Here is a 12,807-nt window from a genome sequence, read left to right on the forward strand (position 1 = left end):
ATAGTAAAATTAGACAGTAACCAAACGGAGGGTACACTCATGACAATCATGGAAGTAAAAAACTTATCAAAAGTATACGGCAAGGATGAAATGGCAGTCACCGCACTCGACGATGTGTCGTTCACCGTCAACAAAGGCGAATTCATCTGCATCATCGGGCCATCGGGTTCCGGCAAATCGACTTTGCTTCACCTGCTCGGCGGCGTCGACCGCCCGACCAGCGGCAATGTATCAATCGACGGCACAGACATCTACCAATTGGACGAAACGCAATTGGCGATTTTTCGCCGCCGCCAAATCGGTTTGATCTATCAGTTCTACAACTTGATCCCAATATTGACGGTCGAGGAAAACATTACGTTGCCGATGCTGCTCGATGAACAACGCGTCGACAAACATCAATTCCGCAAAATCTCCGAAGCACTCGGGCTCGATCAACGCCTCAACCATTTGCCGAACCAATTATCCGGCGGCCAACAGCAGCGCGTGTCGATCGGCCGTGCGCTCGTCAGCAACCCGGCGATTATGCTTGCGGATGAACCAACCGGGAACCTCGACAGCAAAAACAGCGAGGAAATCATGGAGCTTCTCAAAATGTTCAACAAAACCTTCAAGCAGACGTTGATCGTCATCACGCACGATGAGCGTATCGCCTTGCAAGCGGACCGCGTCATTTCGATCGAAGACGGCAAAATCGCCAAAGACGAGGTCATCCGGCCATGAACATCGTCAATAAAGTCACCGTCCGCCACTTAAAGGAAAACAAACGGCGCTCGCTCGTCACCATCATCGGCGCCATCATTTCCGTCGCCATGATCACCGCGGTCGCAACGCTCGGCGTGTCGTTTCTCGATTTATTGATTCGGGGAGACATCGAACGAAACGGCGAATGGCATGTGCAGTATCAAGACGCGAATGTCGAACAGCTCGAAGCGATCGAACAAGACGGAAACACCGAGCAGCTCATCGTCACGAGCGACGGTTTTGCCGACTTTGATAGCACCAAGACCGACACGAAACATTACCTTTATTTTCGCAATTTCGAAGCACAAGGCATGGACCATTTCCCGCTTGCGCTCACAGAAGGGCGCTTGCCTGAAAACGCCAATGAAGTCGTCATCTCGGAAACTTTGAACAATAGCTCCGAAGAGACCTACGAAGTCGGCGATACCTTGACTGCCGGCATCGGCGAACGCATGCATAGTTTGGAAAACCGCAAGCTCTCAGAGTTCGACGCCTTGCAGTACCGCGATGGCGACACGATCGATGAGGAATTGGTCAACGTGGAACAACAGACTTTCGACATCGTCGGCATCATCGAACGTCCGAGCTGGGAAGTGTCCTGGCTGCCAATGGTGAGCGTCGTCGGGTTTACCGATACGGCCACTGCCGCAGCGGATGAGACCTTCGATGGTTACGTTGTCGCCTCGAAAATCAACAATGATTTATTCGAAGACGCCAAAGCGTTTGCCAAAGCACAAGGCATCCCGTCGGTCGATTTCAACTCGGACCTCCTGCGCTTATACGGCGCGACGCAAAACGATAATTTGCGGACGACGATGTTCTCGCTGGTCGGCATCATCATGGGGATCGTCGTTATCGGCTCGGTGGCGCTCATCTACAACGCGTTCGCCATCAGCGTCTCCGAACGTGCACGTCATCTCGGCATGCTCGCAAGCGTCGGGGCGACCAAACGCCAGAAACGCAATTCGGTGTTTTTCGAAGGGGCCATCATCGGCGCCATCAGCATCCCGCTCGGCATTGTTGCAGGACTTGGCGGCATTTGGCTGACCTTCCGATTCATCAACACCTTCTTGAAAGACGCGCTCAATGTCGGTGTGCAGCTCGAAGTCGTTGTCACGCCGATGATGCTTGTCGTCGCAATCGCCGTTTCGGCGCTGACGATCTTGATTTCAACTTACATCCCGGCACAAAAAGCGTCGAAGATTTCTGCCATCGACGCCATCCGCCAAACGCAAGACATCAAATTGACTGGGAAAGCCGTGAAGACATCGAAATGGGTGCGCAAGCTGTTCGGCCTGGAAGCGGAAATCGGCTTGAAGAACTTGAAGCGCAACCGCAAGCGCTATTTGGCGACGGTCTTTTCACTAGTTATCTCGATTGTCTTGTTCTTGTCGGTGACCTATTTCACCAATAACTTGAAAATCTCGCTGGAAATGACGCAAAGCGACTTGCAATACGATATCCAATTACACGGCGGCGATTTGAACGAAGACAGCCTCGAGCAATATGCAAGCCTTCCTGATGTGACCGAAGCGGGCTTCATCCGCCAAGCAGTGGGAGAGGCACATATCACACAAGACCGCTTGCCGGAAGTGTTGATGGAAGAAATCGAACGGGGCGAAGCGATGCTCATTGAAGACCGTTACCTCTACAACGTTTCGGTATATGCCATGGACAATGAAAACTTCGAACAATACGCACAACAAGTCGGCGTGGAGCCGACGAGCTTCGGCCAGGAAACGCCGCGTGCCATCGTCATCGATGAAGTGGTCTACCAGAACGGCATGTCCGGTACCATCGATGAAACAAAGACCATTAAAGCGGAAGTCGGCGAGACAATCGAACTTCTCGGCAGTTCCATCAATGAAATGGGCGAGGAAATCGACCCGGAAACACTCGCAAATGTCGAAATCGCTGCGTTGACGGACGAAGCGCCAACCGGTGTCACCACCTCTTATCCCGGCAGCCTCGATTTGATCGTCCCGATGGATGCACTCGATGAACTCGGATTCATCGCTGAAGACACGTATCCTTTCATCTCACTTGCGACGAGTGATCCGATGAAGACAGAAGCGGAGATTTTGGAGATCAATGAAGGGGGCATCAATGTCTCGAACGTCTTCCAGCGGCGACAGCAACAAGAACAACTCATTTTGCTGATGCAAGTGTTCACATACGGGTTCATCACCTTGATCTCGCTCATTTCCATCGCGAACATCTTCAACACCATCTCGACAAGCATTCAATTGCGCAAACGGGAATTCGCCATGCTGCGCTCGGTCGGCATGACCCCGAAAGGCTTTAACAAGATGATTTGTTACGAAAGCCTATTTTACGGCGTCAAAGCCCTCGCATACGGTCTGCCGATCAGTTTCGCGGCGATGTTCGCGATGCACTATGCGCTGAACCAGACCTTCAGTTACGGGTTTGCGGTGCCATGGGGCAGTGTCGCCTTTGTCATCGTCGTCATCTTCCTGATCGTCGGTGCGGCAATGCTGTACTCGATCGCGAAGATTAAAAACGACAACATCATTGAAAGCTTGAAACAGGAAAACGCATAAAGGAAACGCGCTCAGCCAATTGGCGGAGCGCGTTTTTGTATAGAGATTCAAATTCTGCGAACAGTGTCTTTCTTGTGGAAAATCCCAATCAGCAATAAAACCAAGCCGGTGATGAACGTGCTGGGGTAAAGTATCGCGAGCATCGCCACTGCAGCCCACCCACTTCGCTCGTAATGGGCATAGCCCATACTGACAAGCCAAGAAAACAACGGGCAAATCACGAACATCGTCGTGATGCCCCAGATGATGTATTTGCCTTTTCGCGAATAGTCCTTACCGAGCTGAAAGGCGAGAAACAGCGAGACGAGCAAAATGCCACTGGCTGCGGCGTATTCCATGTCGGATAGCCTCCTTGTGATGGATGCCAATCTAAGATGAGTTTCTGTTTTATTGTTCACAGTTTAACACAAATTCCCAATTGCTGAAGTTCTTCTTGAAAATCAGTCTGCTATCTTATTGGAAAGGTTTCCAGGTATTCCCTAAGGGTAACAGGGGAGTAGAGCTGGGAGGAGAAAAAATGAACAACCGATGGAAAAATGCGTTATTGGTGATACCCATTTATGGCGTAGTCGCCTTTATTATGGGTTACATCATAGAAGGAAAGCCAGTTTGGAATCTGGTCATCAGCTCCGTCATTGCCGGGTTTCTTCTTTCTGTATTTATTTGGCCGCGCATGGAAAAGAAGCGGCTAGAAAAAGAAAAGAAGACACAAACTAGCTTGGAGGATAACCGAAATGACTAACCGTGCAGTTAAGGCCATTTCCTGGGCAGTGGCATATGGCACTATCGCGTTTTTGGTGAGCTACCTACTCGGCGGCGAACCGGGATGGGTCTATTTTATCGGCTCCTTGATTGCCGGCTTCATCGTATATGGGGTGCTGCGGCCCATCGTCCAGAACAAGCGCCGCAAAAAACAACAGAGAGCAGGTGAACGCATTTGAGCTGGCCTGAAATCAAAGAACATCTAACAGAGCCGATCTTTTCAAAGAAGAAAGACCCGATACTCTTTTTCCCCTTAGTATTTCTCGTCACTTGGCTTGGGACAGTCGTTTATCAAAGAACCGGCATTTCTTATGTTGAATACATATTATGGCTGATTCCGATCGCCCTCGTTCTTTCTGCCTTGTACATTTTACTGATTGCCTGGCTAAAAAAGAAAAGAGCACAAAACAAAAAATAATCCATCCAAAAAACGCCAATCTACTGGAGATCGGCGTTTTTTAATATGCATTTATCTCTACCCGAAAGCTTGAAGGACTAGTTCACCTACGTCATAAAAATAATTTATCCTACACCCCAAAAATCTATTCTACAAATGAGCATTAAGTGCTATTATATGTAAGATATTCCAAATCGAGAGGGAGAAAATGATGAGCAAGACAAACATTCAATCAGATAGAGAGAGCATTTATTTTATTCTTAGCGTAATTTTCAGTGTGTTGATTTATGTATTGGTAGCCATCTCCATTGTTGGTATCGGCATTGCCTTGGCGATTTTCGCATTTTTGCTGTTCACCAATGCGGTGATGCTTGGGTCGATCCGTGGAAACGGCGTGCGCATCCACGAGCGCCAATTTCCGGATGTCTACGAACGTGTGCAGACCTTGTCAGCGCAAATGGAATTAAAGAAAGTCCCGGACGTCTTCGTCATCCAATCCGAAGGGGCGCTCAACGCTTTTGCAACACGCTTCTTCGGGCGCGACATGGTCGTGTTGTATTCGGAAGTGTTTGAACTGGCGCGCGAGCAAGGCCAAGATGAACTGGATTTTATCATCGCCCACGAACTGGCTCACGTAAAACGCCGCCACGTCTGGAAAAACCTGTTGATCATGCCGGCTGGGTTCATCCCGTTCCTCAGTACGGCGTATAGTCGCTCGTGTGAATACACATGCGATCGCCACGCCGCCTACGAAATTCAAGATGCTGCCGCCGCGAAACGCGCATTGACGCTGCTTGGCATCGGCAAGAAAGCCTACATCGAAGTAAACGAAGATGCGTACCGCGAACAAATCACGACGGAATCGAATGCATTCGTTTGGCTGGCTGAAGTATTGTCGACGCATCCGCGTTTGCCAAAGCGCATCCAATCGATTGACTGGTTCAGCAAGGCCGACGTCAAATTCTACCAGCCGAAACACGGGCGCATCGCTCTTGGGGCAGTCGCCATTGCTCTTGTCTTGAGCTTGGCGTACGCTGGAGTTCTTGGCGTGTTCGCCACCACCTCAGCTATTGCCGATTCGTTCTTACCCGAATTTGACGATGCGTTCTACGATGAAATGTATAGCATCGAAGGTGAGACTCCGCTCATGGCAGCCGCAGCAGCAGGTGATGTCGCTGGTGTCGAACAAGCACTCGCTGACGGTGAGGACATTCATGCGAAAGACTCGGAAGGCTCTGATGCCTTGATGTACGCCGTCCACTGGGGCGACCTTGAGGTGATCCAAGCATTGGTAGACGCAGGGGCCAAGGTGAACACATCCGATTATTACACAACGGCCTTAGCAGTTGCCGTCATGTACGAAGACTACGAGAGCGCCAAACTGCTTATCGAAAATGGTGCCGATCCAACATTTGAAGGACCCGACGGTTTAAGCGCTATTGATGAAATGGGCGTAGATTCCGAGGAAGAGTTCATGGAAATGCTGAAACAAGGCTACTAATAGACTTCACCAAACAAGCGCCGATCGCTAACAGATCGACGCTTGTTTCATTTCCACCTGGCCGTCCTCACCGTCGACATGATCGATGCCCCATTCGCAATTCCCTTCGTTTTCCCACTCCACTTCATAGCGCCCCCAGCCATAGTCGATGGAAATCACTTCTGCTGTCCCAAATGAATTGGTGTGAAGCTCTTCAATAATTGCGATGGCTTCGGATTCAGTAATCTGCGGTTCTTGCATGCAGCCGAATAATAGAGAGCTTAAGAACAATACGAGCAGACTCAAGCGCTTCATGGCTTCACCCCTTTGGCAGATAGACGGAATTGAGCCAACAAAAGTTACTGGAATTTCGGCTGAATATGTTATGTGTTTGCAATAGGCGGGTAGGCAGGGAGTAACACCCATTTATTTGGCAACTAGCAACAGCTTGGTGAATGACCGCAAATGGCCCGGACAGTTAGCACGGAGGAATAAACCTCAAAATCCTTACTAGAGAGGAATGGTTGAAATGAAAAAATTCGCAGCGATCGTCTTCGCAAGCGGATTGGCATTGTCCGCATGTTCAGGCGACAGCGAACCGGAAACGGAACCACTCGAAGAAAACGACGGCGCCGATGATACGATGACGGATACGGATGATGGTGAAGAGGAAGAAGAGGATTGAGAGGACACCATCGTTGGTGAAGGATCTGCAGATAATAAAATATGATTTGAAATGAGAGCCTGTGTAATCACAGGCTTTTTTGGTGCTTTAAAACATCCCTTTCACTGAGTTTGTTATCTTTTTGTGATGAATAGGTAATGTTAGTGAAATAACCCATTTAATTGGTAATCATATATTTCATCTAGTATAATTTGGCATTAACAACTTAACATTTATTAGTCATTCCGATGAACGATAGATGACACAAGATGACATCTTGATTCACCGGACACCAAAGAAATGAGGAGGACGAGAAGAATGATTAAAAAATGGTTTGCGGCAGGAACGATCGGTGCAGCATTGACACTCAGCGCCTGCGGTTCGGATACGACCGAGGTCAGTGAGGAACAAGATACGACAGCTTCCGAAAGTGTAGAAGAAACGGAAGAAGAAGTCGGCGAAGCAGAAGAAGAGCCTGCTGATGAAGCAGCAACGGAAGAGGAAACGGAAGAGTCGGAAGCGGGCAAACGCTCGAACCCCGTAGCGGTCGGCGAGACGAAAGTGGTCGACATCACCATCTTCGACAATGAGTCCAATTCCTACGAAGGGAAAGCGGAAATCACCGTCAATTCCATTACGCGCGGCGAAGAAGCGTGGGAAGAAATCCAAAGCACGAACGAATTCAACGAAGAGCCTGCAGAAGGCCATGAATACTTGATGGCTGACGTGACAGCGACACTCGTTGAAGCAGAAACAGAAGATTACGCCTGGTATTTAGACGCCATGAACTTCAGTTTTATCGGCAGCGACGGCTCGCCATATGATTGGACTTCGGTTGTTGTGGAACCTGAATTGAACGGAGAAGTCTATGAAGGCGGCACATTGGAAGGCAAAGTGACCAATATGGTGAAACAAGACGATCCGATCCTCTTGGTCTTTGAAGACGGCAATTGGGACAATGTGTTCTTCAGTACGGAGGAATAAAACGGAGAAACCACAAAAGGAGAAGGATGCTTGATGAAGAAATTTGCAGCAATCATCGCAGCGAGCGGTTTGGCACTCGCCGCTTGTTCGAGTGACAGCGAACCCGAAACGGAACCGGTTGAGGAAACCGGCGGAGCGGCCGATACGATGACCGAGACGCAAGACACAGAAGAAGCGGAATCAGGTGAAGAAGGCGGGGGCGTCAGCGTCGATGAAGGGTTGTTTGATGTCGAAGTGACCATTCCGTCCTCGTTCTTCGAAGGCGAAGACCCGGAACAAGTCGCAGCGAATGTCGACAACGCAGAAGAAGCGACTGTCAATGACGACGGCTCCATCACCTACAAAATGTCGAAAGCCCAGCACGAAGAAATGATGGAAGAAGTCGCAACAAGCGTCGAAGAAGCAACCACCACCATCACCGAATCCGGTGACTACCCGTCCATCCAGGCAATCGAATCCTCCGATAATTACGACCATTTCACCGTCCAAGTCGACTGTGAAGCGTATGAAAACAGCTTCGACGGCTTTGCGACGATGACACTTGGCGTCGTCGGTTCCTTGTATCAGTTATTTAATGGGGAAGATCCTGACAGTTACGAAGTCATCATCGAGATGGAAGACGTAGAGACTGGGGAAGTGTTTAATACGATTACTTATCCGGAAGCGTTGGAAGAGATGGGTGAGGAATAGAAGATATAAAAAAAGTTTACATCTACACTGATCTTTTGTTGTTATGTTTAACAATAGTCATAAAGTCAAATCAGAGATTCACAATATTTATTAAGACTTTGTATAATCAAGAATGCAACGTTGCTACAAGCCGTGTAAAAAACAATAAGGGCTTATATCACCAGGCAACTTCTGCTATCTTTGCCAAGTTAAAATAGAGGGAATTGTGTCTTTTAAATAATCAAGGGACTAATTTAAATGAATAATTTTATTAGCTACTCGAAGTTGATGTTTCCAGAACGTTTTGGGTATATAACTGTAAGATTAATATTACAGCTGAAAATCCAGCAGTTCCGAATCATCAACTGATTAAAAAGGTTTATAAATTAACTAATACCGACTGAGGCAAAAGGAGAAGGTTATACATAAATCAATAATTTTTTAATAGGAATATCTAAGTTCTCTATATGATAGACTTGTTTCAAAGTCATTTTTTATTTTCTAACTTATGAAAAGTAAACTGTTATATAAAACAGTTTTTGAAAGTGGGTTAAGGTAATGAAAGTATTCAACAATATTAATGATATACCCACAATTTTATACCATGGGACCCTCGAAAAGTGGTTATTAAGTCTGCAAGGGGGTATAATATTAGAAAAAGGTAATTCAAGAGCGGATTTTGGCCAGGGTTTTTACCTAACAGCTAACTACAATCAGGCTAGACAATGGACAAGAACTGTCCATAGTAAATTGAAAAGAAGTGAAGGAATTGTTTCGGAGAGGATGGTTGCTAACTTTTTCTTAGACAAAAAGAAGTTAGAAGGATTGAATTGCTTATTTTTTACTGAAATAAACGAAGAATGGGCGGCGTTTATTTTTGCCAATCGAAAGCATAAGAAATTGATCCATAATAACTTGGATAACAAGTACGATTTGGTATATGGCCCTTTAGCTGACGGTAAAATTAGTAACCTCATGGATGATTATGAGTTTGGGGTTATTGAAACTTACAAAGAGCTGATGCAGAAAATCGTAGGTACGAAATATCCTTTCCCCCAAGATCATCAAATATCTTTCCATTCAAAAGAGGCGCTTGATGCTTTAGAGTTTAAAAGGGGTGATAAATGTGAATAGAGAAGAAGTAGCAAAATACATTCAATATATCGCTCTCCATATGCAGAAAGATTATGGAGTTGATTTGCAAACCGCTGGAAAACTCATCAAGGAGTATAAGTTTATCAACATGATAATTGAAACTGACGGGCAATGTCTTCACTACGATGCTCAGTACTGGAGTGAAAAGATTTATCACCATAAATATATTAATACTATGAATGTTTAAAGACTTCTCTCTCTAGAGAAGTCTTTTTAGTTTAATATACTTTGAAAAATGTTGCTTTTAAGATGAAATAGATTTAAAACGAAAAAGAAACTATCTTTAAAATTACACAAATTAATGCTATTTGTTTTAATTCAAAAGATATCTTCTGACTGGCGAATAAAATATTAAGGTAATGAATAGTTACTCTAAATTAGGTTTTTACTAAACTTAGGATTTAAAGAATAAGTCAATTAAACAATTTGGGTTAAAATAAATTTAAAAACCTTAATTTTTTGGAATGTAAAAACAAATTATTATTATCTTTAATTGCTTTAAGTATTTCACTATTATTATTAATAATAATTATGGAAAATCCCACCTATTTTTCTTCAAATAAGGAAATAGACCCGCCTTCTGTGATAAAATTACATTAATTACAGGTCGGTATTTTGAGGGGGATGAAGATGGTTTACGAGTCCCGGACACAGTCCGAAGCACAATTGGAAAACGAAATGATCGCCCAACTGGTAGGGCTGGGCTATGAAAAAGTGAAGATACCCGATATCAAAAAGCTACAAGCGAATTTCCGTGACCAGGTCAATAGGCTAAACGCGGAGAACTTGGAGGGCACACCGCTGTCGGACAAGGAGTTCGAGCGTTTGTTGTTGGTCATCGAAGGTAAGAGCGTCTATGAATCGGCGAAGCTGCTGCGCATCAAGCAGACAATCAGCCGCGATGATAATAGCACGCTTTATCTGCGTTTATTCGATACGCAGAATTTCGACAACAACCACTTGCAAGTGACGAACCAGACGACAGTGATCGGGCGCTATACGAACCGCTACGATGTGACGCTGCTCATCAACGGCTTGCCGCTCGTGCAGATCGAGCTGAAGCGGCGGGGGCTTCATTATAATGAAAGCTTCAATCAAATCATGCGCTACCGGAAGGATTCCTACGGGGGTTTGTATAACTTCCTGCAGCTCTTCGTCGTCTCGAACGGTGTCGACTCGAAGTATTTCGCAAACTCCGACCGCGAGCCGATGAAGAGCCATATGTTCTTCTGGTCCGATGAAGAGAACAAGCGCATCACGAAGCTTGATGAGTTCACGGATTCGTTCCTCGAGCCTGAGCGGCTGCAGAACATTCTGAGCCGCTATATGATTATCAACGATACCGACAAGCATTTGATGGTCATGCGCCCGTACCAGATCTATGCAGTCGAGCGCATCTTGAAACAGGCTGTCGAACAAGAGAAGAACGGTTACGTTTGGCATACGACTGGGAGCGGCAAGACCTTGACTTCGTTCAAGGCGAGTGAGCTCTTGGCGCAGGAAGAAGACATCAAGAAAGTTATTTTCCTCGTCGACCGAAAAGACTTGGATGCCCAGACGATGGAAGAGTTCAATAAATTCGAGAAAGATTCGGTGGACCGGACGACGAAAACAGGTGTCCTCGTCAAGCAGCTGAATGACCCGTCGCAAAAGCGCATCATCACGACGATCCAGAAGATGGCGAATGCGGTAAAGACGGAACGTTACCAAGAGATTTTAAAGAAGTATGAAAATGAGAAAATCATTTTCGTCATCGATGAATGCCACCGTTCCCAGTTCGGCGAAATGAATTTGCTTATCCAGCGCCATTTCAAGCGCGCTCAATATATCGGCTTTACCGGTACGCCGCGCTTTGTCGATAACAGAAGCCAAGACGGTCGGACGACGACCGATCTGTTCGATAAATGCCTCCATACTTACTTGATCAAAGACGCGATTAAAGACGGCAACGTGCTAGGCTTTTCGGTCGAATACATCCGGACCATCAGAGAAAGAGAAGGCGTCGACGATGTCACGAAAGTGCCAGGCATCGACCAGAACGAATTATGGATGGCGGACGCCCGCATGCGCCTCATTGCAGAACACATCAACGACATCCATTACAAGAAAACCCATAACCGGACCTATACCGGCATGTTCACTGTCGAAAGCATCAAAGCGGCAGTGAAATATTATGATTTGTTTAAAGCAATTGACAGTAAGCTGAAAGTCGCAACGATCTTCACGTATACCCCGAATGAAGAAAGTGATGAAAACGAAGAGCATTCCCGCCATTCGCTGGAGCGGATCATGGCTGACTTCAACCAATTATTCGGCACGAACCACTCGACAGATAATTTCGCGTCGTATTTCTCTGATGTGTCGAAAAAAGTGAAGGCGGCACAAATCGACCTAGTGATCGTCGTCGATATGTTCCTAACGGGATTCGATGCGAAAAAGCTCAACACTTTATACATCGACCGGCCGCTGCAGCATCATAGTCTCATTCAAGCGTATTCCCGCACGAACCGCGTGGAAGGGCTGAAGAAGACTTACGGCAATATAGTTTGTTACCGGAACTTGAAAGAAGAAACCGATACGGCGATCCGCTTGTTCTCGCAAACCGGCGATACATCAACCGTCCTTATGAAGAAATACGAGGAATATCTAGCGGACTTCCGCGATCAGCTCGACAAACTGCTCGACGTCGCGGTGGATCCGCAAGCAGTCGATAAACTGGAAGGCGAGTCGAAGCAGAAAGAATTCGTTGTCGCATTCCGCGATTTAACACGGATCTTGACGAAGCTAAAAACCTTTGTCGAATATGAGTTCACGTTCGAAGACATGGGAATTACACCGCAGATGTACACCGACTTCCGCAGCAAATACCTTGCGCTCTATGAAAAAGAGAAAAACGAAAAAGACAAAGTATCGGTCATCAACGACGTCGATTTTGAAATCGAATTGATGCAGACCGACCGTATCAATGTCGACTATATCTTAGCGCTCCTCAGACAAACCGATTTCACGAACGCCAAAGAGCGTGACTCGGCAGTTAGACGCGCGATTAAAGAAGTTAACGAAGCATCAAGCGACGAAATGCGCTTGAAGCGCGATTTGCTGCTGGAGTTTTTGCAAGGCGTTGCACCAACACTGACGAACGAAGATTCAGTAGATAAGAAGTTTCACGACTTCGAACAGGAGAGGCGCAAGCAGGAAATCCGCGCCATGGCAGAAAAAACACATGTTGCAGAAGGCACAATTGATTATTTCGTGAGAGAATATGAATATACGGGCGTCACACCGGACCAGGAAATCAGCGACGCCGTGAAAGCGCCGTTCAAGGAAAAACGCAAACGTGTCCAGCAATTGAAAGACTTTATCCTGTCAAACACGAAACTCTATTCGTAAA

The 12,807-nt window shown here is 46.6% G+C and carries 14 protein-coding genes; 12 read left to right on the top strand and 2 right to left on the bottom strand.

Translation table 11 applies throughout. The annotated features are described in order from the left end of the window. Positions 1 to 39 precede the first annotated feature (39 nt). Entirely contained in the window at positions 40 to 723 is a 684-nt protein-coding gene (locus tag DFR62_RS10730; RefSeq protein WP_121300374.1) for an ABC transporter ATP-binding protein, read from the top strand. Beyond that, the gene (locus DFR62_RS10735; RefSeq protein WP_121300375.1) at positions 720 to 3,305 is read left to right on the top strand and encodes an ABC transporter permease; all 2,586 of its coding nucleotides are present in this window, start codon (positions 720 to 722) and stop codon (positions 3,303 to 3,305) included. Before DFR62_RS10730 ends, DFR62_RS10735 begins: the two co-directional genes overlap by 4 nt. 47 nt (positions 3,306 to 3,352) lie before the next feature. On the opposite strand, the gene DFR62_RS10740 is transcribed toward DFR62_RS10735, so the two are convergent. Then, a complete protein-coding gene (locus DFR62_RS10740; RefSeq protein ID WP_121300376.1) occupies positions 3,353 to 3,643 on the bottom strand; it encodes a hypothetical protein in 291 nt (96 codons plus the stop codon). 179 nt (positions 3,644 to 3,822) lie between these two features. Between DFR62_RS10740 and DFR62_RS10745 the strand changes: the two genes are divergently transcribed. The 4 genes from DFR62_RS10745 to DFR62_RS10760 all read left to right on the top strand — a co-directional run bounded on the left by DFR62_RS10745 (position 3,823) and on the right by DFR62_RS10760 (position 5,965). Further along, on the top strand, positions 3,823 to 4,047 hold the full coding sequence (locus tag DFR62_RS10745; protein ID WP_121300377.1) for a hypothetical protein: 225 nt from the start codon (positions 3,823 to 3,825) through the stop codon (positions 4,045 to 4,047). Next, the gene (locus tag DFR62_RS10750) at positions 4,040 to 4,246 is read left to right on the top strand and encodes a DUF2061 domain-containing protein (RefSeq protein WP_121300378.1); all 207 of its coding nucleotides are present in this window, start codon (positions 4,040 to 4,042) and stop codon (positions 4,244 to 4,246) included. Before DFR62_RS10745 ends, DFR62_RS10750 begins: the two co-directional genes overlap by 8 nt. Next, on the top strand, positions 4,243 to 4,485 hold the full coding sequence (locus DFR62_RS17375; RefSeq protein WP_101189601.1) for a hypothetical protein: 243 nt from the start codon (positions 4,243 to 4,245) through the stop codon (positions 4,483 to 4,485). Before DFR62_RS10750 ends, DFR62_RS17375 begins: the two co-directional genes overlap by 4 nt. Before the next feature lie 187 nt (positions 4,486 to 4,672). Next, positions 4,673 to 5,965, top strand: coding sequence for a M48 family metallopeptidase (locus DFR62_RS10760; protein ID WP_338324982.1), 1,293 nt, complete (start codon positions 4,673 to 4,675; stop codon positions 5,963 to 5,965). Positions 5,966 to 5,992: 27 nt separating this feature from the next. Here DFR62_RS10760 and DFR62_RS10765 read toward each other — a convergent pair whose 3' ends face one another. Further along, the gene (locus DFR62_RS10765; RefSeq protein WP_121300379.1) at positions 5,993 to 6,259 is read right to left on the bottom strand and encodes a hypothetical protein; all 267 of its coding nucleotides are present in this window, start codon (positions 6,257 to 6,259) and stop codon (positions 5,993 to 5,995) included. A 214-nt stretch (positions 6,260 to 6,473) separates the two neighbouring features. Here DFR62_RS10765 and DFR62_RS17380 point away from each other — a divergent pair, with 214 nt between their 5' ends. The 6 genes from DFR62_RS17380 to DFR62_RS10790 all read left to right on the top strand — a co-directional run bounded on the left by DFR62_RS17380 (position 6,474) and on the right by DFR62_RS10790 (position 12,806). Further along, complete coding sequence (locus DFR62_RS17380) at positions 6,474 to 6,629, top strand: hypothetical protein (protein WP_158290797.1); 156 nt, start codon at positions 6,474 to 6,476, stop codon at positions 6,627 to 6,629. Positions 6,630 to 6,926: 297 nt separating this feature from the next. After that, positions 6,927 to 7,592: a hypothetical protein gene (locus DFR62_RS10770; RefSeq protein WP_121300380.1), complete on the top strand. Its 666-nt coding sequence runs from the start codon at positions 6,927 to 6,929 to the stop codon at positions 7,590 to 7,592. A gap of 33 nt (positions 7,593 to 7,625) precedes the next feature. Then, positions 7,626 to 8,282 (top strand): hypothetical protein, encoded by a 657-nt coding sequence (locus DFR62_RS10775; RefSeq protein ID WP_121300381.1) that lies wholly within the window; start codon positions 7,626 to 7,628, stop codon positions 8,280 to 8,282. 537 nt (positions 8,283 to 8,819) lie between these two features. Then, positions 8,820 to 9,395, top strand: coding sequence for a DUF3990 domain-containing protein (locus DFR62_RS10780; RefSeq protein WP_121300382.1), 576 nt, complete (start codon positions 8,820 to 8,822; stop codon positions 9,393 to 9,395). After that, entirely contained in the window at positions 9,388 to 9,603 is a 216-nt protein-coding gene (locus tag DFR62_RS10785; RefSeq protein WP_121300383.1) for a hypothetical protein, read from the top strand. Before DFR62_RS10780 ends, DFR62_RS10785 begins: the two co-directional genes overlap by 8 nt. Positions 9,604 to 10,046: 443 nt before the next feature. Next, positions 10,047 to 12,806: a type I restriction endonuclease subunit R gene (locus tag DFR62_RS10790; RefSeq protein ID WP_121300384.1), complete on the top strand. Its 2,760-nt coding sequence runs from the start codon at positions 10,047 to 10,049 to the stop codon at positions 12,804 to 12,806. The last annotated feature ends 1 nt before the right edge of the window (position 12,807 follow it).

Origin of the sequence: Planococcus citreus (assembly GCF_003664125.1) — a bacterium.
Lineage (GTDB): Bacteria > Bacillota > Bacilli > Bacillales_A > Planococcaceae > Planococcus > Planococcus citreus.